The organism is Nostoc sp. MG11 (assembly GCF_014904695.1).
GTDB lineage: Bacteria > Cyanobacteriota > Cyanobacteriia > Cyanobacteriales > Nostocaceae > Komarekiella.
In genome coordinates this window covers 68999-87861 of the sequence record NZ_JACXXN010000010.1, presented here as the reverse complement: position 1 = coordinate 87861, position 18863 = coordinate 68999, and the positions used below count along the sequence as shown (strand labels likewise).

Annotated in this window: 18 protein-coding genes; 13 read left to right on the top strand and 5 right to left on the bottom strand. The window is 43.0% G+C overall.

The window, feature by feature from the left end; all coding sequences use genetic code 11:
* Window positions 1–89 precede the first annotated feature (89 nt).
* Window positions 90–803, top strand: a complete 714-nt coding sequence (locus HCR01_RS16440; RefSeq protein WP_193197212.1) for a DUF2993 domain-containing protein — start codon at window positions 90–92, stop codon at window positions 801–803.
* A 496-nt stretch (window positions 804–1299) separates the two neighbouring features.
* Here HCR01_RS16440 and HCR01_RS16435 read toward each other — a convergent pair whose 3' ends face one another.
* Window positions 1300–2190, bottom strand: a complete 891-nt coding sequence (locus tag HCR01_RS16435) for a phosphatidate cytidylyltransferase (protein WP_193197211.1) — start codon at window positions 2188–2190, stop codon at window positions 1300–1302.
* A gap of 162 nt (window positions 2191–2352) precedes the next feature.
* Complete coding sequence (gene cbiT, locus HCR01_RS16430; protein ID WP_193197210.1) at window positions 2353–2955, bottom strand: precorrin-6Y C5,15-methyltransferase subunit CbiT; 603 nt, start codon at window positions 2953–2955, stop codon at window positions 2353–2355.
* 94 nt (window positions 2956–3049) lie between these two features.
* On the opposite strand from cbiT, the gene HCR01_RS16425 reads away from it, so the two are divergent.
* Window positions 3050–4477: a serine/threonine protein kinase gene (locus HCR01_RS16425; protein WP_193197209.1), complete on the top strand. Its 1428-nt coding sequence runs from the start codon at window positions 3050–3052 to the stop codon at window positions 4475–4477.
* A 38-nt stretch (window positions 4478–4515) separates the two neighbouring features.
* On the top strand, window positions 4516–4683 hold the full coding sequence (gene tatA, locus HCR01_RS16420) for a twin-arginine translocase TatA/TatE family subunit (protein WP_162394522.1): 168 nt from the start codon (window positions 4516–4518) through the stop codon (window positions 4681–4683).
* A gap of 236 nt (window positions 4684–4919) precedes the next feature.
* Here the strand turns inward: tatA and cphA are convergent, their stop codons facing one another.
* Window positions 4920–7625 (bottom strand): cyanophycin synthetase, encoded by a 2706-nt coding sequence (cphA, locus tag HCR01_RS16415; protein ID WP_193197208.1) that lies wholly within the window; start codon window positions 7623–7625, stop codon window positions 4920–4922.
* A gap of 172 nt (window positions 7626–7797) precedes the next feature.
* Window positions 7798–8661, bottom strand: a complete 864-nt coding sequence (locus HCR01_RS16410) for a cyanophycinase (RefSeq protein ID WP_193197207.1) — start codon at window positions 8659–8661, stop codon at window positions 7798–7800.
* Window positions 8662–9218: 557 nt separating this feature from the next.
* Here HCR01_RS16410 and trmD point away from each other — a divergent pair.
* The 8 genes from trmD to argH all read left to right on the top strand — a co-directional run bounded on the left by trmD (window position 9219) and on the right by argH (window position 16248).
* Window positions 9219–9944 carry a tRNA (guanosine(37)-N1)-methyltransferase TrmD gene (trmD, locus tag HCR01_RS16405; RefSeq protein WP_193197206.1) on the top strand — a complete coding sequence of 242 codons (726 nt, stop codon included), beginning with the start codon at window positions 9219–9221 and terminating at the stop codon, window positions 9942–9944.
* A gap of 49 nt (window positions 9945–9993) precedes the next feature.
* A complete protein-coding gene (gene ispF / locus HCR01_RS16400) occupies window positions 9994–10476 on the top strand; it encodes a 2-C-methyl-D-erythritol 2,4-cyclodiphosphate synthase (protein ID WP_193197319.1) in 483 nt (160 codons plus the stop codon).
* A 101-nt stretch (window positions 10477–10577) separates the two neighbouring features.
* A complete protein-coding gene (locus tag HCR01_RS16395; RefSeq protein WP_193197205.1) occupies window positions 10578–11036 on the top strand; it encodes a hypothetical protein in 459 nt (152 codons plus the stop codon).
* Window positions 11037–11048: 12 nt separating this feature from the next.
* A complete protein-coding gene (locus tag HCR01_RS16390; protein WP_320073126.1) occupies window positions 11049–11651 on the top strand; it encodes a PIN domain-containing protein in 603 nt (200 codons plus the stop codon).
* A gap of 23 nt (window positions 11652–11674) precedes the next feature.
* Window positions 11675–13462 (top strand): ABC transporter substrate-binding protein, encoded by a 1788-nt coding sequence (locus tag HCR01_RS16385; protein ID WP_193197203.1) that lies wholly within the window; start codon window positions 11675–11677, stop codon window positions 13460–13462.
* 96 nt (window positions 13463–13558) lie between these two features.
* Entirely contained in the window at window positions 13559–14347 is a 789-nt protein-coding gene (gene larB / locus HCR01_RS16380; RefSeq protein WP_193197202.1) for a nickel pincer cofactor biosynthesis protein LarB, read from the top strand.
* Window positions 14348–14458: 111 nt separating this feature from the next.
* Window positions 14459–14665 (top strand): hypothetical protein, encoded by a 207-nt coding sequence (locus HCR01_RS16375; RefSeq protein WP_193197201.1) that lies wholly within the window; start codon window positions 14459–14461, stop codon window positions 14663–14665.
* Window positions 14666–14862: 197 nt separating this feature from the next.
* The gene (argH, locus tag HCR01_RS16370) at window positions 14863–16248 is read left to right on the top strand and encodes an argininosuccinate lyase (protein ID WP_193197200.1); all 1386 of its coding nucleotides are present in this window, start codon (window positions 14863–14865) and stop codon (window positions 16246–16248) included.
* A gap of 167 nt (window positions 16249–16415) precedes the next feature.
* Here the strand turns inward: argH and HCR01_RS16365 are convergent, their stop codons facing one another.
* Window positions 16416–16580 (bottom strand): hypothetical protein, encoded by a 165-nt coding sequence (locus tag HCR01_RS16365; RefSeq protein WP_167407613.1) that lies wholly within the window; start codon window positions 16578–16580, stop codon window positions 16416–16418.
* An 859-nt stretch (window positions 16581–17439) separates the two neighbouring features.
* Between HCR01_RS16365 and HCR01_RS16360 the strand changes: the two genes are divergently transcribed.
* Together HCR01_RS16360 and HCR01_RS16355 are read left to right on the top strand one after the other, a co-directional pair.
* A complete protein-coding gene (locus HCR01_RS16360; protein WP_162394295.1) occupies window positions 17440–17934 on the top strand; it encodes an NUDIX hydrolase in 495 nt (164 codons plus the stop codon).
* A 92-nt stretch (window positions 17935–18026) separates the two neighbouring features.
* Entirely contained in the window at window positions 18027–18839 is an 813-nt protein-coding gene (locus HCR01_RS16355) for an alpha/beta fold hydrolase (protein ID WP_193197199.1), read from the top strand.
* The last annotated feature ends 24 nt before the right edge of the window (window positions 18840–18863 follow it).

Genomic DNA, 18863 nt, shown 5'->3' with positions numbered 1-18863 from the left:
TTTTGTAACAAGTAGACATAAATGTTACATTTAGGGTTTGTTTAAGTTCTCTCGATTTTTTAGCAAATAGTTATAAATAGAGTAGTTAGATGCCTGATCAAAATTTCCCATCAATCAACGCAAATAAGATCCGGGTAATTACGCAAGTGTTGACAACAGCACTCAAACTTTGGTTGAGAACCCAAGTCAGTCAAGTATCTCAACTGGAAGTAGAGATTAGAGCAAGCGATCGCCAAATTCTTTCTGGACGCATTCCTTCGGTATCTATTTTTGCTACTCATGCAGTTTATCAAGGTCTTCTTGTTACGCAAATACAAATAGTCGCAGAAAATATTCGGGTAAACATTGGCTCAGTACTTAAAGGACAGCCACTACGCCTGTTAGAAACAGTATCGGTAGTTGGCGAATTAACCATAGACGAGAAGGCTCTTAATGCTTCTATCTCATCTGACCTACTATCTACTGCTTTCAATGATGTACTGGTTAAATTATTACCAGAATATTTCTCAGAATTTCAACCAATTAATTGGCAAAAAATTCTCCTTGAGAATAAGCAAATTATACTGCGCGGCATCCAAGTCACCAATAGTAAAACGACACCTCTGGAGATTTGTGTGGGTTTACAATTACTCAATGGTCATGAGTTGCAACTAACACACATCCCAATAAAGCACAATCAGGAACCACTCTTAGAGGGTAGTCATGTGTACAATCTGGATCTCGGCTCAGATGTGGATATTCAAGAACTAACGCTGATCCCAGGCAAACTAGTGTGTTGTGGGCGAATTAATGTTAACCCTTGATGATTAAAAAATAAAATGGTAGTTCTTTATTTTCAATAATATAACTGCTCTCAATTGCTTGCGATATATTCTTGCAAGGTACGATCAGAATACATTTATACTCTGACTCCTGGCTCCTTTAGGATGGGTGTATTTATTCATCTAAGAACGGCTTTATTTATAATCGCCGCTCTCTATGTTTGGAAAGCAAAATTAGTATTAGCAGCAATAATTTTACTGCTGTTCTCCTCAGTCTGATCTAATTTTCTTAGTTTGTTAAGTAAGTATCAGAAAATACTTGCATAACAAACAATTAAGGCTACCAGTCCATAACTAAAGCAGCCAGAAGATAAAGAGTTAAGAACCTAAATGTCCTGGAAAGTCCCAAAACGGCTTTCCATTCACCTTAAGCCTTACCCTAGACCCCCTGGTGTTTGCAGATTAGAGCAGGTTAGGGTGAAGTTTACACTACAGATAAAAATGTTACCTAAGACCTATGACCCACCACCCCATTTGTTCACTTATCTGCTATGAGCGGTAACAGCAGTGTTACAAAATAGTAAACCAAAGGAGCTGTGAAAATATAACTATCGGTACGGTCTAAAATACCGCCGTGACCAGGGATTAACTGACCGGAATCCTTTACCCCAGCATCCCGTTTGAGCATAGACTCGGTAAGGTCGCCTAAAAGACTAGCAATGCCAATCAGCAAACCCAATGCTAAACCAGTGAAAGGGGATCTAGGTAAGTCAAGATAATAAGCTCCAGCCAAAGCTACAGCTACACTGGAGGTGATGCCAAAAATTGCACCTTCCACGGTTTTTTTAGGGCTGATTTCAGACAGACGGGTTTTCCCGAAGAATTTGCCAATAATATAAGCACCGATATCAGCTGCCCAAATACACAAGAAAGTCAGCAGCGTTAATGTCAAACCTTGTGGTAAGGAGGCAAAATTTTCCCTTTCCCAAAAATCTGTCCAGGTTGTGGGCCAATAACCACCTAAAAAGAGATTGCTGAAAGCAGCACTATCTATTGCTCGCAACCGCACCCAGTAACTTGGTAAATAGCCTACGTAAAATAGCCCCATAATAGAAGCAGAAACATCGGCGATCGTGGCAAATTTGGGCTGAAATAATAGGTAAAAACAAATAAGTGTGCCAGCCATTGGCATCACCGCATCGGCTAAACTGCTATCAATGGTAGAAATCACCAACAAAACTAGGCTGAAAGCCATAGTAGTTTTAGCCGCAGGAGCTATACCTCTGGCCCGCACCAAATTAAAATATTCCTGTTGACCCAAAAAGACGATAACCGCAAACATAACGGTAAAGTACCAACCTCCCAACAGAGTCAAAGAAAGAGCAAGAGCGATCGCAACAATTCCACTAATAATCCGAGACCAAGGCATAGAAGTATTTGGGATTGGGTATTGGGTATGGGGTATTGGGGTTAGGGGAGAGGTTACAGGTTACAGATGATAGGGAATAATCTGTCCCCAACCTGTACCCTCAACCCTACTTCACAGTCCTCAGTCCCCAGTCCCCAATCCCTAATCTAAAATCGAATAGATTTAGTCTAGTTTCTCACCACTGAGGATAAAAATGGGATCGACGGCGGTAAAGGTTTGAGAAAAGCCGCGTGTTTCTAATCGGTTAACCGCAGACTGAACAACTTCTATATTTCTAGCCCTTAACTGAGAAAATATTTGGGAAATAGCATATAGACTTTCTAAATTGGCAGCTGTGGCGACCACCCGACCTGATGATGGTAAATAATGCCAAGCGGCTTGTAAAATTTCCTGAATGGGGCGTCCTCCCTCAATACAGACACGATGAGGGGTAACTTTAAGGTCATGCAAACACTCTGGTGCGCTCCCTTCAATCACTTCAACATTCTTCACCTCGAAGCGATCGCAATTGCGTTTAATCAGGTTAGCTACTTCTTCATCTCTTTCTACAGCGATAATCCTTCCGTTTGGACACAGCAGCCCCACTTCTACCGGAATTGTACCCGTTCCTGCACCAATATCCCACAACACTGAATCAGATTTTAATCGCAGTTGGGCAATTAATAACAGCCGGACTTCTCGCTGGCTCAGGGGAATTCCTGGCAAATGTTCAAACAATTCATCGGGAATACCAGGAGTAATATAAGGCCAAAGTTGTGAGGGCATAGAATCACACAATTATACTAAAGATATCGGCTTGCCAATTCAACAAACTATAAGCGAAAAAAACATTTAATTCGTAGCATTATAAGTAATCATAATGACTGGGGAAATGTTAGGCGATGTCTGGGGACAAGACGCTGCGCGTCTGCGTTACGCAATTCAGCAGCAATTAGGAAAAAAAGCAGGGCGGCGGACGCTATTAGCGCGGGATAAAATCACTGGTGAATTAGTGGTTATCAAGTTACTTTCTTTTAGTAGTGACTTTGAATGGGATGATCTCAAGTTGTTTGAGCGTGAAGCTGAAACCTCAAAATCTTTATCACATCCTTTGATTCCTCGCTATTTAGACTATTTTGAAGTAAATTCACCGATCAAAGGATTTGCTTTAGTACAAACTTATATCCCAGCACAAACTTTAGAGCAACACTTACAATCTGGGCGAACTTTTACAGAGATTGAAGTCAAACAGATAGCTAAATCCCTCTTAGAAATTCTCATTTATCTGCATGGGCTGCATCCACCTGTGATTCACCGTGATATTAAGCCTAGCAATATTTTATTGGGGGAGCGCTCTGGTAATAGTGCTGGTCAAGTTTACTTAGTAGATTTTGGCTCAGTGCAGACAGTCCTCGCCGCAGAAGGTGGAACTAGGACTGTGGTAGGAACCTATGGATATATGCCACCGGAGCAATTTGGCGCACGCACAGTTCCCGCCTCAGACCTTTATAGTTTAGGCGCAACTTTGATTTATTTAGTAACGGGTACTCATCCAGCAGATTTACCCCAAAAGGATTTTCGCATTCAGTTTGAGCAGTTAACTAATTTAAGTCCTGGCTTTACGAATTGGCTCAAGTGGATGACTGAACCCAGTTTAGAACGGCGTTTAAATTCTGCTACCCAAGCACTTGCGGCTTTAGAAGAACCACAGTTGAGAAGCACTCCAGCTTTGGTTCTCGGTAAACCAGCTGGTAGTAAACTTCAACTGACCAAAAATTGGGATTCGCTAGAAATTATCGTTCCACCTGCTGGCTTTCATCCCTCAATTTTGTTTACAGGTTTGTTTGCGATCGCCTGGAACTCATTTATCCTATTTTGGACGATTGGCGCTCTCTCGGCTCCTTTTCCAGTCAATATCCCCTTTGCCTTGTTCTCACTTCCTTTTTGGGGTGCTGGCTTCTTTATGGTGTATACATTTCTCTTTCATTTGTTTGGACGCATCCGTTTACGTCTCAATCAGGAGCAAATTGCCTTAACCTGGGAGTTGTTTACTTTTCAATTCCATCGTCCCCGTCCATCACCAAGACAAAGTATCACCAAGCTGGTATATATTCCGCAACACTTTACTAAAGACTCTGAAGGTAACAGAATTGACGTTCCGCCGCAATTGGATATTTGGTCAGGAATCTATAAGTATCGGCTAGGTGGTGCTGGTGGCGGGATCAAACATGAAGCAGAATTGGAGTGGCTAGCTAATGAATTAAGCGATTGGTTAGATTTACCAATCACACGAGAAAAAGCCTCCTAATGTCTATAGTTAATACAGGAAGCAAACAGGAGAGGTATATGTTTGGACTAGGATTGCCAGAAATAGGTGTAATTGCTATGGTTGCTATTCTCATTTTTGGCCCAAAAAAAATCCCCGAACTGGGAAATGCAATGGGCAAAACCCTACGGAGTTTTAAGGAAGGGATGAAAACTTCCAGTGATGAGACTAATTCAGAACAAGAGTGATAAGGGTCAAGGGTCAAGGGTCAAGGGTGAAAACTTTTTGATTGGGGATTTTTGACTATTGACTATTGACTTTAGACTCTTGAACGCCAGTCCCCTCAAGTCGGGAAACCCTTGACGCTCCTACGTCGCTAACGCTGCGCTAACGGCAGTTACCCATGGAGGAAACCCCCATCGCCCTTGGCGTCTCCCCTTGGGAGAAGACCGGACTGCCTCACCACGGCGCTGGCTCCCCTTGACTACAGCAAAGTATTAACAACAGAAGAAGGTGTAACCCCATTTTGGGAATCTACGATAGTCGTGCTGGGATTTTGTTGAAGTATTTCTTCCTTCACTAAACCACGTAGCCTAATTAACTTAATAGCTCGTGTAACGCTTTCTGGCAAAATTACCACCAGACTGTTATCAGGAGCCATGTCTAAAGCTTTGTTAATCGCTTGGGTTTCATCCAGAATTGATTCGTAGCGGCAATCAGACTTAACTTGGGTGATACCTTGAGTAATCAATTCAGCGGCAGATCCCCTTGGACGCCCTCTGGTGTCATCGTCTTCTTTGATGATGATGTAATTAAAAATTTGTGCTGCCAGTTTACCCAAGGTAACAAAATCTTCGTCGCGGCGATCGCCTGGGCCACCAATTACGCCAATCCGCACTCCCGTATTCCAGTTACGGACAAAAGCACCTACCGCTTCATAGCTGGCTGGGTTGTGGGCATAGTCTACTAAAGCGTGGTAGTTGCCTAAATTAAATAAATTCATCCGTCCTGGCGTTTGACTAACTGAAGCGCGGAAGGTCTTCAAGCCAGCACGAATCTGCTCAATCGTGACGTTTTGGACGAACGCTGCCAAACTAGCTGCTAAAGCATTAGCAATCATGAACGGCGCACGTCCGCCCATTGTTATGGGGATCTGTTCTGCTCTTTCTATGCGGTGTGTCCAATCACCTTTGACAATGGATAAATAGCCACTTTCATATACCGCTGCTACTCCACCCTTTTGGATGTGCTTCCGCACTAATTCCGAGTCTGGGTTCATGGTGAAGTAAGCAATATTAGCTTTAGTTTTTTCTGACATGGCGGCGACGCGGCGATCATCAGCGTTGAGTACCGCATAGCCATCAGGGAACACAGCTTCCGCTACTACACTCTTGAGGTTAGCTAACTGGTCTATGGTATCTATATCGCCTATTCCTAAATGATCGGCTGCGATGTTCAACACTACACCGACATTTGCAGCTTCAAAACCTAGCCCAGAGCGGAGAATGCCACCACGAGCCGTTTCCAGTACCGCTACTTCCACTGTCGGATCTTGCAGAATGACGTGGGCACTTTGGGGGCCAGTGTTGTCTCCAGCTTCTACTAAGTAATCACCGATATAAGTTCCGTCAGTAGTTGTATACCCTACTACTTTACCAGTCTGTTTATAAATATGTGCTAACAGTCGGGTAGTAGTAGTTTTACCATTAGTACCCGTGACGCTGAGAATAGGAATTTGACTGGATTGTTCGTTGGGAAACAGCATATCCATGACTGCTCCGGCGACGTTGCGGGGGATGCCCTGACTTGGGGCGACGTGCATCCTGAATCCGGGAGCGGCATTGACTTCGACGATCACACCATCTAACTCTCTCAAGGGACGGCTAATATCCGAGGTGACAATATCTAGTCCGGCAATATCCAAACCGATAATCTTCACTACCCTTTGAGCCAGCCAAAGGTTTTCTGGGTGAATTTCATCAGTACGGTCTACGGCACTACCACCTGTGCTCAAGTTTGCCGTTGCCCTGAGATAACAAATTGTCCCCTTGGGTGGCACGCTATTCAGAGTGTAACCTTGCCTTTCTAACAGCTGGTAGCTAGTGCGGTCTAGTTCAATCTTGGTAAGAACGTTATCGTGTCCTTCACCGCGATTGGGGTCAAGGTTTGTTTCCTCAATCAGCTCGGCAATAGTTGATCTACCGTTGCCAATTACATGGGCTGGCACGCGTTCGGCTACTGCTACTACTTTGCCATTTACAACCAGTACTCGGTGGTCGCGTCCAACGTAATACCGCTCAACAATAATTGACCGGGAAACCTGTCTAGCAGCTTCGTAGGCAGCTTCAGCTTCTTCCCAACTTCTAATATCGATTGTGATGCCGCGTCCATGATTGCCATCTAAAGGCTTAATGACAATGGGATAGCCGCCAACGTATTCAATGGCTTCTTGCAAATCGTCCAAAAAGTTGATCACCGTACCTCTAGGTACTGGTGCGCCAGCGGCAGCTAGGATGCGTTTGGTGGCTTCCTTGTCGCAAGCTAGTTCTACGCCCAAAATGCTAGTGTTGTCTGTCATTGTGGCCTGCATCCGTTTCTGATTGACGCCGTAGCCTAGCTGAATCAAAAAGCGTGCTTCAAGAGGCATCCAAGGAATACCTCTTTTTTCTGCTTCCTTGACGATGGCTTCGGTGGAAGGGCCTAAAGAAGCATCACGGCTGAAGTCTTTCAGGTCTTGGATGTCTTGCTCTAGTTCTGCTTTGGGATAACGGCCTCGATCAACGATACTTTGGCACAGCCGCACTGCGGCTCGTCCGGCGTAGCGTCCCGCTTCCTCATTCAGGTACTCGATCACTACTTGGAAAATTCCAGGTGTGGCAGTCTCACGAGTGCGACCAAAGCCTACGTGCATCCCGGCTAATTCTTGCAGTTCTAGGGCTACATGTTCCACAATGTGACCCATCATCGTGCCTTCTTTCACCCGCATCAGAAAACCACCCCGACAGCCAGGCGAACAATAGTGACCCTCCAGACTTGGCAGCGCCTCAACTAATCCTTCATAAAAGCCAGGGATTTCATTCGAGGGCGTCTCGGCAAGGGTTTCTAAATCGAGGCGCATGACGATCAGCTTGTGGCGTCGAATGCTCCAGTAGTTTGGGCCGCGTAAGGTCTGGATCTTGAGGATTCTCATGGGAATAGGTAGATGGAGATTCGGAACCAAAATTCTAGTTTCTTACTGGAATTGACCGCTAAACTGTTTATGATGAACAGTTTTTTCTTTTTACTTGGTGTTTTTGTGATTTATCTACAGCAAGAAATAAGTAGACGGTCAACGTCAGTGTAACCTCAGATACTCTATCCCGTCAGCTGGAAATCCGGTGTACAGCGGGCAGTACAGTCCGCTGGTACAGGTGGAACCGATCGCCATAGCTGAGGATATGTAGACGTAAATTATGCACAGTAAGTGGTTCATCGGCACCGACATGCGGTTCGTTTGTATGTGTGACCTCAGTGGGGTCAACAATCGTCACGCTGCCTTTGCCCACAACTTGTAACCAACCATCGCGTTCAAATACAGCACAAGTATCTTCATCAATACCGATGCCTAAGCGATCGGGATGAGCTGCGATCGCACTAATCAGCCGTCCCATACGATTACGGTTGTGAAAGTGTTGGTCAACAATCACTTCGGGAATAAATCCCAAACCCGTCGCCATATCAACTAGGGAACGATTTGGAGACTCCCCACTACCACCGCCAGCAATCATGTGATGTCCCATCACAGCTGCTCCTGCACTGGTGCCCGCTAACGTTAGTTGCGCTGCCCTCACCCGCTGTCGGATAATTTCCATCGCTGGCGTATCTGCCAATACGCCACAGAGGCGTAATTGATCTCCTCCCGTCAAAAATATCCCACTACAGGCTTCTAAGGATGCTTTGATTTGAGAGGCTTCACATTGTTCTCGTTCACGAATATCTAGAATTTCAACCTTCTGGGCGCCCATTTCTTCAAAAATCCGAATGTAGCGACCACCGATGATGGCAGGTTCACGGGAGGCAGATGGAATAATTGTAATATAGGCCTTACTAGCACCGGCACGATCAAAAAAAGTTCGCAGGATATCGCGTCCGTGAACTTTGTCTTCTGCGCCTCCGATGACCAGAACAGCGGTTTTAGTAGCTTGGGGTGTCCTCATTTCCAGCGATTTAGCTTTTAATTGCGGCATTGTGTTTCTCCTGTCAACAACTTCAGGTGAATGTAACAAGGTTTAGTAGCCTAATGACTTTTACGCTTTGCTTGTTTGAGAGGACACTTTTGTGAAGTTTGGAGCGGTGGCTAAAGTTCTGATAGTTCAGAAGCCAACTCTCAGACTTCTTGCTTGACCCACACGATGTCTCAGTTTTCATGTGTCCGTTACTGTTCCTCAAAGCCAGCGCCTTGTTTTTCACCTGTCTACTCTTTCCAGGCTGGCAAAATAGTGCTTGGTGGCTAGAATTACGCTCTTGGCTTGGGGGCGAGCAGGTCTTGACACGCTTTTTTCTGAGGCTGGCTCGATGCATCCTGGAAGTTGTTAACTTAATCGGATTATTAATTTAAATGTAGTTGTGACAATATTTAAACATAAATTAAGTAATTAGAAAAACTTTTGATCCCACCGAGATCTAAGAGTTCTGGTACTTTTAGATACTATTGATCAAGTTTATCTGTCTCCCACCCGACATTGGCTTCTTGTGTTTGCTAGACATTCAAATTTAAGATTAGTGTCCTTGAATACGAATAACTGTGCGCTTTGATATAGTTACGCTGTTTCCTGACTGTTTTACCTCTGTTTTAAGTTCTGGGTTGCTGGGTAAAGCCTTAGCCAAACAGATCGCCCAAGTGCATCTGATTAATCCACGGGACTTTACCAACGATAAGCACCGGAAAGTAGATGATGAACCCTACGGCGGCGGTGTGGGGATGCTGATGAAGCCAGAACCCATCTTTGCTGCTGTGGAGTCGCTGCCGATTTTACCTCGAAGAGAGGTCATTTTGATGAGTCCACAGGGTGAAACAATCAATCAACCACTGTTACGAGAATTAACGACAAATTATGACCAATTAGTAGTTATTTGTGGGCATTACGAAGGAGTAGATGAAAGGGTGCTGCATTTAGTTACTCGTGAGGTGTCTTTGGGTGATTTTATTTTGACAGGTGGAGAAATTCCAGCAATGGCTTTAATTAATGGCGTCGTGCGTCTCCTACCAGGAACCGTAGCCAAAAAGGAATCTCTAACAGCAGAAAGTTTTGAGGAGGGATTGTTGGACTATCCTCAGTACACTCGTCCGGCAAATTTTCGTGGGTTAAAAGTACCCGACGTCTTACTCTCTGGAAATCACGCCGCGATCGCTCGCTGGCGTTACGAGCAACAAATTAACAGAACACGCGATCGCCGTCCTGATTTGCTGAAGAAATGGGAGCAGGGGGAGCAGGGGGAGCAGAGGAAGAGAATAATTAATGACAAATGACAAATGACAAATGACCAATGACCAATGACCAATGACAAATGACAAAAACATGAATATTCGTATTGGTAACGGCTACGATATCCATCGACTGGTGAGCGATCGCCCTTTAATTTTAGGAGGAATTCAGATACCTCATGAACTGGGTTTATTAGGACACAGTGACGCTGATGTGCTAACCCACGCGATTATGGATGCCATGCTTGGAGCATTATCTTTAGGGGATATTGGCCATTATTTTCCCCCTAGCGATCCGCAATGGGCAGGAGCAAATAGTTTAATGCTATTAACTCAAGTAAATCAGTTGATTCGGGATCAAGGCTGGCAGATCGGAAATATTGACTCAGTAGTAGTCGCAGAACGTCCCAAATTAAAACCGCATATTCATCAAATGCGCGACAAGCTAGCAGCTGTTTTAGAATTACAACCGAATCAAATTGGCATCAAAGCTACCACCAACGAAAAACTAGGCCCTGTTGGACGCGAAGAAGGAATTTGTGCTTACGCTGCTGCCTTGCTAATTGCTTCAGAATAACTTTTTTTGCTGCATTAGTTAGACTATTTAATCATCGTTAAGATTGAAATCAATAGGGTGATGGGAGATAAATAAACTTACCTGAGTAGGAAATTAGAGCCATGCAAGCTACAAACTTAGAAGATGTAGAGCGCCCTGATATTGTGGCACTAGACAAAGATGGAAAAATTGTCTTGATAGTTGAAGTTCAAGGTTTTCCATTTGATTCAAACCCCAAAAAGAGCAAAGAAAATGCTATCTTGCGAATTATTGACTACTTACAAGCGTCAAAAGCCCTGATTCCCTTTGCTATGTTTGTTGATTTAGAAAATATTTTAGTTTTTCGATGGGATGGATCTAATTTGTCAGAAGTTATTAATTTTAATCCTGGTGATGTGCTTAGTCATTATGAACCAGAATTTAATAAAAAACAAATTTTTAATCTTTATCTTACAGGTCTAACAAAAGCATGGATAACTGATTTTTGCTATCACTGGAAGTCAGAAATACCGCCAGTATCCAAGGAAATGGCAGAAATAGGTTTGTCACAGTTATTAGAAGGTGGAATTACTCAACCTTAGGTAGTATTGGCAGTGATACTTTACGTAGAAACAAACTTTTTAATGAGTATTGCTAAAGGACAGGATGAACTAGCAGAAAATTTTTTGCAAAATACACCTACGTCAGTCTGTTTAGTAATACCCAGCATTTGTTATGTAGAATCTCTGGCGACTTTAGAGCAAGAAGACAAATATAACCAAGATTTTATTAGGCGATTGGATATTCAAGTTAACGAGGCTGGAATGGATAAAACTTCACAAAATGCTAAATTAGTTGTTAATTATTTGCAAAAAGCTAATCTTAGCTTTTTGGAACATAATAATGACATAGAAAAACGTTTTTATATAGCTTTCAACCAGCTTGTTAGCAAAGCAGAAGAGATTCCGTTAACTACAGAAATTATTCATGGAAGCCTGGATAAAAATATCCTAAAAAAGCATCTTATGGATAAGTTGATTTTAGAATGTATAGTTCACCATGCACGCTTACACCCAAATGAAATAAAAGTATTTTTAAGTAGCAATTCTAAAGAATTTGGCAGACGTGAAGTTATAGAGGTTTTACGAGATACTGGCATTCAGTATTTCAATAAAACCCAAAAGTTCCTTGGTTGGCTACAATCTCAATCAAATTAATTACACTATTCGGTATTGAAATTATGAAATTTTTGAGGAAAACCTTTATAGCAATTCACCGTTTTTGGTTGCCAATAATTCTGGCTGTAGCAACAGCACTTACAGTTACCGGCTGCAACCCAGCTAACTTCAAAAGCGCAGCCGCTCAAGTACCGCAATTGGTAAGTGGAATTCTCAGTGATCCTAAAACCTTTAACTATCCCCTCAGTCAGGAGTCTCCCAATGTTTTTCCTCTGATTTACGAGGGGTTAATCACCGAAAATTATGATACTGGTAAAGTTGAGCCAGCACTGGCAGAATCCTGGCAATTTTCTGATGATAAATTAAAGATTGTTTTTACTCTGCGCGAGGGTTTGAAATGGTCTGATGGACAACCGCTTACAGTAGACGATGTAGTGTTTACTTATAATGACATTTACCTCAACGAAGCAATCCCTACAGATGTCAGAGATGTTTTGAGAATTGGCGAAAGTCGTAAGCTGCCAATTGTGAGAAAAATTGATAATCGGCGGGTTGAGTTTACTGTCCCAGAACCCTTTGCCCCATTCCTACGTAGTGCTACAGGATACCCGATTTTACCAGCCCATGCACTACGGGAATCGGTGAAAACAAAAGACGCTGAAGGTAAGCCAATATTTTTGTCAAAATGGGGCGTTGATACTCCTCCAGACCAAATTATCGTTAATGGCCCCTACAAACTTGAACGCTACGACACTAGTCAGCGTGTAGTATTCCGACGCAATCCCTACTACTGGCGCAAAGGGCCTCAAGGAGAATCTCAACCTTATATTGAACGGATAGTCTGGCAAATTGTGGAATCAACAGATACCTCTTTGTTACAATTTCGTTCTGGTGGGTTAGATACTCAGGCAGTTTCACCAGATTACTTTTCTTTGCTAAAAGTGCAAGAAAAACAAGGTAATTTCAAAATTTATAATGGTGGCCCGGCAACTGGTACTACCTTTGTTTTATTCAATTTAAATAAAGGTAAAAGGGATGGAAAACCGCTGGTTGATCCAGTAAAATCGCGTTGGTTTAATACTGTAGAATTTCGGCAGGCAGTAGCTTATGCTATTGATCGCCAAACAATGATTAATAATACTTTTCGCGGTTTGGGTACTCCACAAGATTCACCGATTTCCGTGCAAAGTCCCTATTATCTTTCTCCTAAAAAGGGGCTAAAAGTTTACAATCATAATCCAGAAAAAGCCAGAGAACTTCTACTAAAAGCAGGATTCAAATATAACGAAAGAAAGCAACTAGTAGATGCTCAAGGAAATCGCGTCCGCTTTTCGTTGCTCACCAATGCTGGGAACAAAATCCGCGAAGCAATTGGCTCACAAATTAAACAAGACTTAAGTAAAATCGGTATTCAAGTCGATTTCACTCCTCTAGCATGGAATACTTATACAGACAAGCTATCTAATTCCTTAGATTGGGAAGCTTCTATGCTAGGTCTGACTGGTGGTTTAGAACCAAATGATGGAGCTAACGTTTGGTATCCTGAAGGGGGATTGCACATGTTTAATCAGAAACCACAGCCAGGACAAAAGCCGATTCAAGGTTGGGAGGTGGCTCCTTGGGAAGCGCAAATTGGTAAGCTCTACATTCAAGCTGCTAGAGAATTAGACGAAACAAAGCGGAAAGAAATTTATGCCGAAAGCCAACGGATTACTCAGGAAAATTTACCATTTATTTACCTAGTTAATCCTTTATCATTATCAGCAGTACGCAATCGTTTTGAAGGGATCAGATTCTCCGCTCTTGGTGGCGCATTCTGGAACATTCATGAAATCAAAGTAACGGATTAGTTAAGAGTCCAGACGCGATTAATCGCGTCTGGACAAGAGTCAAAATTAATTATTTTGAATTTTTGATCTTGGATTTTTGCAGTAAAGAAATAACAAATGACAAATGACAAAACCTTGCGATCGCTCTTAGAAGCGGTTGCCAATGGTAAAGTTACCCCAGATATAGCATTAGACTCACTCAAAGACTTAGCTTATGAATCTGTAGGTGAGTTTGCCAAAATTGACCACCATCGCCAGCTAAGAACTGGTTTCCCAGAAGTAATATGGGGCCCTGGTAAGACGCCTGAGCAGATTGCTCAAATTATGGAGGTGATGCGCCTCCGCAACCCGGTGGTAATGGCGACTCGCATTGAGCCTGGAGTTTATGCCGCACTGCAATCAAAAGTTAGCGGTTTGCGATACTACGAATCGGCGCGAATTTGTGCGATCGCTCCTCCTACCATCGAACCACAGTTCGAGGGTGAAATCGGCATTCTCTCTGCTGGAACAGCTGATTTACCCGTTGCTGAAGAAGCATCTGTGACAGCGGAACTTTCCGGTTTCCGGGTACAGCGTCTCTGGGATGTCGGCGTTGCTGGGATTCATCGTTTGCTGAGTAACCGCCACGTCATCGAGTCAGCATCGGTGTTGATTGTTGTGGCAGGGATGGAAGGCGCTTTACCCAGCGTCGTTGCCGGTTTGGCAGATTGTCCTGTGATTGCCGTTCCCACCAGTATCGGTTATGGTGCAAGTTTTGGCGGGCTATCACCCCTATTGACAATGCTTAATTCTTGTGCAGCTGGAGTGGGTGTAGTAAATATTGATAACGGTTTTGGTGCAGCAGTTTTGGCGGGGCAAATTTTGCGGACAGCCGAGAAATTGCGGTTGGCATCGCCTGCATCTTAGGTTATGACAGTGGCGTAATTACCGCAAACGCTACGCGCGATCGCGGCAGTTACTTGTTACATCGACTACTCATAACTAACAAATGCAGCCCATACACATTAATCAGTAAATATGAGCCACTACAGCGATTTGATATCTCAGCTACTTTGGCATCTGCCTGTAAACTTGACAGTGCTAGCGCAAACAATTACTGACCCAGACCTTATGGGTCAAATCCAAAAATCTTGGAGCCATTTTATACAAACAGGCCAAGTGTGGGCATTATTGATTGGTTTGGTGATTGGTTATATTATTCGGAATCTCACCAGCTATGGTTAAATTTAAAAGTTAGGAGTCGGGAGTTAGGAGTCAGGAGTAGAGACGCGATTATACTCTTACCAGAAGCCGCTGTTTGAGTGTCTACTCGTCTCGTCAAGAATTAAAAATTCTCCCCCTCTCCCCACGCCACTTGCTAGAACAAAGAGAACCTCTAGAACGCAGTGGCTCCTCTCCCCGTCCCTTCTGCCTTGAAGTCTATGACCGAAAAACAAACTTGGAGCCAGCGTTTTGAATCATCGTTGCATCCAGCGATCGCTCTTTTTAATGCCAGTATAAATTTCGATATTGAATTAATAGAATACGACCTGACTGGTTCTCAAGCTCATGCCAAAATGCTGGCTCACACGGGAATTATTTCCCCAGAAGAAGGAGAACAACTAGTTACTGGTTTAGAACAAATACGCCAGGAATACCGCCAGGGAAAATTTCAGCCTGGTGTCGATGCTGAAGATGTACATTTTGCGGTTGAACGGCGACTGACGGAAATTGTCGGGGATGTGGGTAAGAAATTGCATACTGCGCGATCGCGTAATGATCAAGTTGGCACAGATACCAGACTCTACCTCCGTGACCAAATTCAACAAATCAAATCCCAATTACGAGAATTTCAAATTATCTTACTAGATATAGCTGAACAGCATGTTGAAACTTTAATTCCTGGATATACTCACTTGCAACGTGCCCAACCGTTGAGTTTAGCGCACCATCTCTTGGCATACTTTCAAATGGCCCAACGCGATTGGGAACGCTTGGGAGATGTTTTTCGCCGCGTGAATATTTCACCTTTGGGTTGCGGTGCTTTAGCGGGAACCACTTTCCCCATTGACCGCCACTATGCAGCTGAACTGTTGAATTTTGACAGCGTTTATGCTAACAGCTTGGATGGAGTGAGCGATCGCGATTTTGCGATCGAATTTCTGTGTGCTGCTAGCTTGATCATGGTTCACCTCAGCCGCCTTGCAGAAGAAGTCATTCTTTGGTCAACTGAAGAATTCCGCTTTGTCACTCTCAAAGATAGCTGTGCCACAGGTTCCAGTATCATGCCCCAAAAGAAAAACCCCGATGTACCAGAATTAGTACGGGGAAAAACGGGACGTGTATTCGGTCATCTCCAGGCGATGTTGGTAATCATGAAAGGGCTACCCCTGGCATACAACAAAGACCTGCAAGAAGATAAAGAAGGTCTATTTGATACCGTTAACACAGTCAAAGCCTGTCTAGAAGCAATGACGATTTTGCTGCGGGAAGGTTTGGAATTTCGTACCCAGCGCTTAGCAGAAGCCGTGACAGAAGACTTTTCTAATGCTACCGACGTAGCAGATTATTTAGCAGCGCGGGGCGTTCCCTTTCGAGAAGCCTACAATCTTGTAGGTAAAGTTGTAAAAACTAGTATTGCCGCAGGTAAACTTCTGAAAGATTTGAAATTGGAGGAGTGGCAAGAACTGCATCCAGCATTTGCAGCAGATATTTATGAAGCAATATCCCCCCGCCAAGTTGTTGCAGCGCGTAATAGTTATGGTGGTACTGGTTTTGCACAGGTAAGAAAAGCACTCCTTGATGCCCGCGCTCAAATTTCTGAATAAAGGGAATGGGGAATAGGGAATGGGAACTGGGGACTGGGGACTAGAAACTAGGACTGAGAAAAAGTTTTCCAAACACCCAATACCCAGTACCTACTAATAAGATAGGGCGTACAAATGTACGCCCTGATCACTAAAAGATTCAAAGAACAAGGATTATAATAGGCAACTTACTCAGTATCAGCTGCTGCTGCGCCTTCTTCTTCCTCACTCTTCGGTGGTCTTTGTTGGAACCTTCTCTGCATTCTTCCTGTCGTAGTCCGTTTACGAAACTTTCTGGCATACGCCTGGTTCCGTAGCGCCTTTTCTTTTTTCGGGTTACGGCGCTTGGCCATGTTCACCTCATTAATAAACAACAAAAAAGGGAGCAACTAGGCATCACGTAGGCAATATCAGCTACCAATGTTATTGATATGCTTTTAGCCTAGTTCAGCAATTAATAAACTTTTAACAGTATACTAGTCTACCGTGTTCTACTTGGCTATGTCAATGCTACTTTAGAAGTATGTACTTGGTAGCTAGATAAAAATACCTTTTGTTAGATTAAAATAGGTCAGACTATGTAAATTAGTTAACTAGTTGTTGCGGTTCTTAAAACAACTCGATATTTGATTAATATAAATTTTAATTAGGAAATAGTAGAGAGTTAAAATTACCAATTAAATCTTAAGAGGTAATGCAAGCAATGAAATTATGTAATTTAGATTTTTTAGATTAATTTTCTGGCGTTGCTGAATTGGCGTATGAATTTTATTTTGTCATGCTGAGTGTAGCAACGCTAAGCGAACGTTTTGCGTTCCATAGGAAAGTATCTGTCGAGGTTCTTCTCTACGAGACCAAGGCCTAGCTTGCTTCACTTACGAGGAAGCAAGCTACAGAATGACAATTCATATCTTGATTCAGCAATGCCAATTTTCTGAATCAGTGCTGCAAAACTACTATTGATAGCTGCTTTTAGCAAGGCTAATACTGGCTATCTAATGAAATTGATGCGTTAATGAATGTTATGTATATATACACAAAGTAAATTTATTTAAACCTGATGTTAGAATTAACAATATTCTACGGAAAACGTTAGAATAAAATCCCAAATCACAAACATTTTTGTATAAAACAAAACTCAACTAACATTTTATTGGTTGATTGTTATGTAAGTGGTAGGGAATTATAGAGTACAACATAGAAATTTGAAGATTGAACGTTCTTGCTTTTTTTGCGGCAGCTGTACAGTCCACACGTACCCTATGGCGCTATGGACAAACAGTACTGGGTATCATATTTCGGCATCCCATTACTGGCACTAGTATCATTCCGATTTTACCAGATGGTCGCATTGTACTGATTCGGCGACGCGACGATGGTCGTTGGGCATTGCCGGGAGGTATGGTGGACTGGGGAGAAGATATTCCTAGTACAATTCGCCGGGAGTTGAAGGAGGAAACCGGACTGGAATTAGCGGAAATTCGGCGTTTAGTTGGAGTTTACTCCGCACCAGACCGTGATCCTAGAATCCATTCAATTTGTGTTGTAGTTGAGGCCGAAGTGCATGGGACAATGGAGGTTCAGGATACTTTGGAAGTAATGGAAATTCAGGCTTTCCCTGCTAATTCCCTACCTCCAGGACAAATGTCTCACGACCACACGCGGCAATTGCAAGACTACTTGAATGGGTTGACAACATTAGCATAAAACTATTTTGTCATTGGTCATTTGTTCTGTGTCAATTCCTAATGACTAATGACTATTTACTAGTATTCTAAAAGTTAACTACTAAATTAAATATGGATACGCTATTTCGTAACTCCCGGAGAAAGCTTTCGCAAGGGCTAATATTCTGGCGTGAAGTTGGTGAAGGAACTCCTGTCATTTTTTTACATGGTGCTTGGAATGATAGTAGTCAATGGATATCTGTCATGAAATCGCTCTCACAAGATTTCCATTGCTTCTCACTTGATTTACTAGGGTTTGGTGAATCAGAGAATCCTAATATTCACCATTCAATTGATTTGCAAGTAGAATGTCTATCTGAGTTTCTCCAAGCTGTGAAATTAGAAAAGGTATACTTAGTAGGGCATTCTCTAGGGGGTTGGGTTGCTGCTAGTTATGCTCTCAAGTATTCAGAGAAAGTTGATGGTGTGGTACTTTTAGCGCCAGAAGGTGTAGAGATACAAGGACAAGAAGAGTATTGCCGGAAAATGCGGCGATTATTAAACTATCCACCATTAGTAGTTAAACTGTTGCGATCGCTAAGTCCCTTGACTAAAATCCTGGGTTGGTATGAAAAAATTGCCCAAGACTTGCAGCTGCGTCAGGAGTTGTCCCCATATCCTATAGCTTGCCAATTACTTTTCAAAAGAAAGCAAGCAGAAATCGAAGCGGAATTACTGCAAAAGCGACTTTACATGATCGAAGTCCCAGTTTTTATTTTACAAGGTAGTCAAGATACACCAGATGCTTTAGCTAAAAGTCGGGTTTATGCTCAACTAACTCCGAAGGTCGAGTTGAAAATGATTGCTCATGCAGCAAACGATTTACCAGAATCTTGTGCTGAGGTTGTGGCGGTCGATATTCGGGAGTTTATTAAAGGTAATTAGGCGTTTTATTCACAACCAAGCTGG

What these genes read in the sequence shown, in the direction of transcription:
- HCR01_RS16440 (WP_193197212.1), top strand. Translation starts at nt 90, where the DNA reads ATGCCTGATCAAAATTTCCCATCAATCAACGCAAATAAGATCCGGGTA.
- HCR01_RS16435 (WP_193197211.1), bottom strand. Translation starts at nt 2,190, where the DNA reads ATGCCTTGGTCTCGGATTATTAGTGGAATTGTTGCGATCGCTCTTGCT.
- cbiT (WP_193197210.1), bottom strand. Translation starts at nt 2,955, where the DNA reads ATGCCCTCACAACTTTGGCCTTATATTACTCCTGGTATTCCCGATGAA.
- HCR01_RS16425 (WP_193197209.1), top strand. Translation starts at nt 3,050, where the DNA reads ATGACTGGGGAAATGTTAGGCGATGTCTGGGGACAAGACGCTGCGCGT.
- tatA (WP_162394522.1), top strand. Translation starts at nt 4,516, where the DNA reads ATGTTTGGACTAGGATTGCCAGAAATAGGTGTAATTGCTATGGTTGCT.
- cphA (WP_193197208.1), bottom strand. Translation starts at nt 7,625, where the DNA reads ATGAGAATCCTCAAGATCCAGACCTTACGCGGCCCAAACTACTGGAGC.
- HCR01_RS16410 (WP_193197207.1), bottom strand. Translation starts at nt 8,661, where the DNA reads ATGCCGCAATTAAAAGCTAAATCGCTGGAAATGAGGACACCCCAAGCT.
- ispF (WP_193197319.1), top strand. Translation starts at nt 9,994, where the DNA reads ATGAATATTCGTATTGGTAACGGCTACGATATCCATCGACTGGTGAGC.
- HCR01_RS16395 (WP_193197205.1), top strand. Translation starts at nt 10,578, where the DNA reads ATGCAAGCTACAAACTTAGAAGATGTAGAGCGCCCTGATATTGTGGCA.
- HCR01_RS16385 (WP_193197203.1), top strand. Translation starts at nt 11,675, where the DNA reads ATGAAATTTTTGAGGAAAACCTTTATAGCAATTCACCGTTTTTGGTTG.
- larB (WP_193197202.1), top strand. Translation starts at nt 13,559, where the DNA reads ATGACAAATGACAAAACCTTGCGATCGCTCTTAGAAGCGGTTGCCAAT.
- HCR01_RS16375 (WP_193197201.1), top strand. Translation starts at nt 14,459, where the DNA reads ATGAGCCACTACAGCGATTTGATATCTCAGCTACTTTGGCATCTGCCT.
- argH (WP_193197200.1), top strand. Translation starts at nt 14,863, where the DNA reads ATGACCGAAAAACAAACTTGGAGCCAGCGTTTTGAATCATCGTTGCAT.
- HCR01_RS16365 (WP_167407613.1), bottom strand. Translation starts at nt 16,580, where the DNA reads ATGGCCAAGCGCCGTAACCCGAAAAAAGAAAAGGCGCTACGGAACCAG.
- HCR01_RS16355 (WP_193197199.1), top strand. Translation starts at nt 18,027, where the DNA reads ATGGATACGCTATTTCGTAACTCCCGGAGAAAGCTTTCGCAAGGGCTA.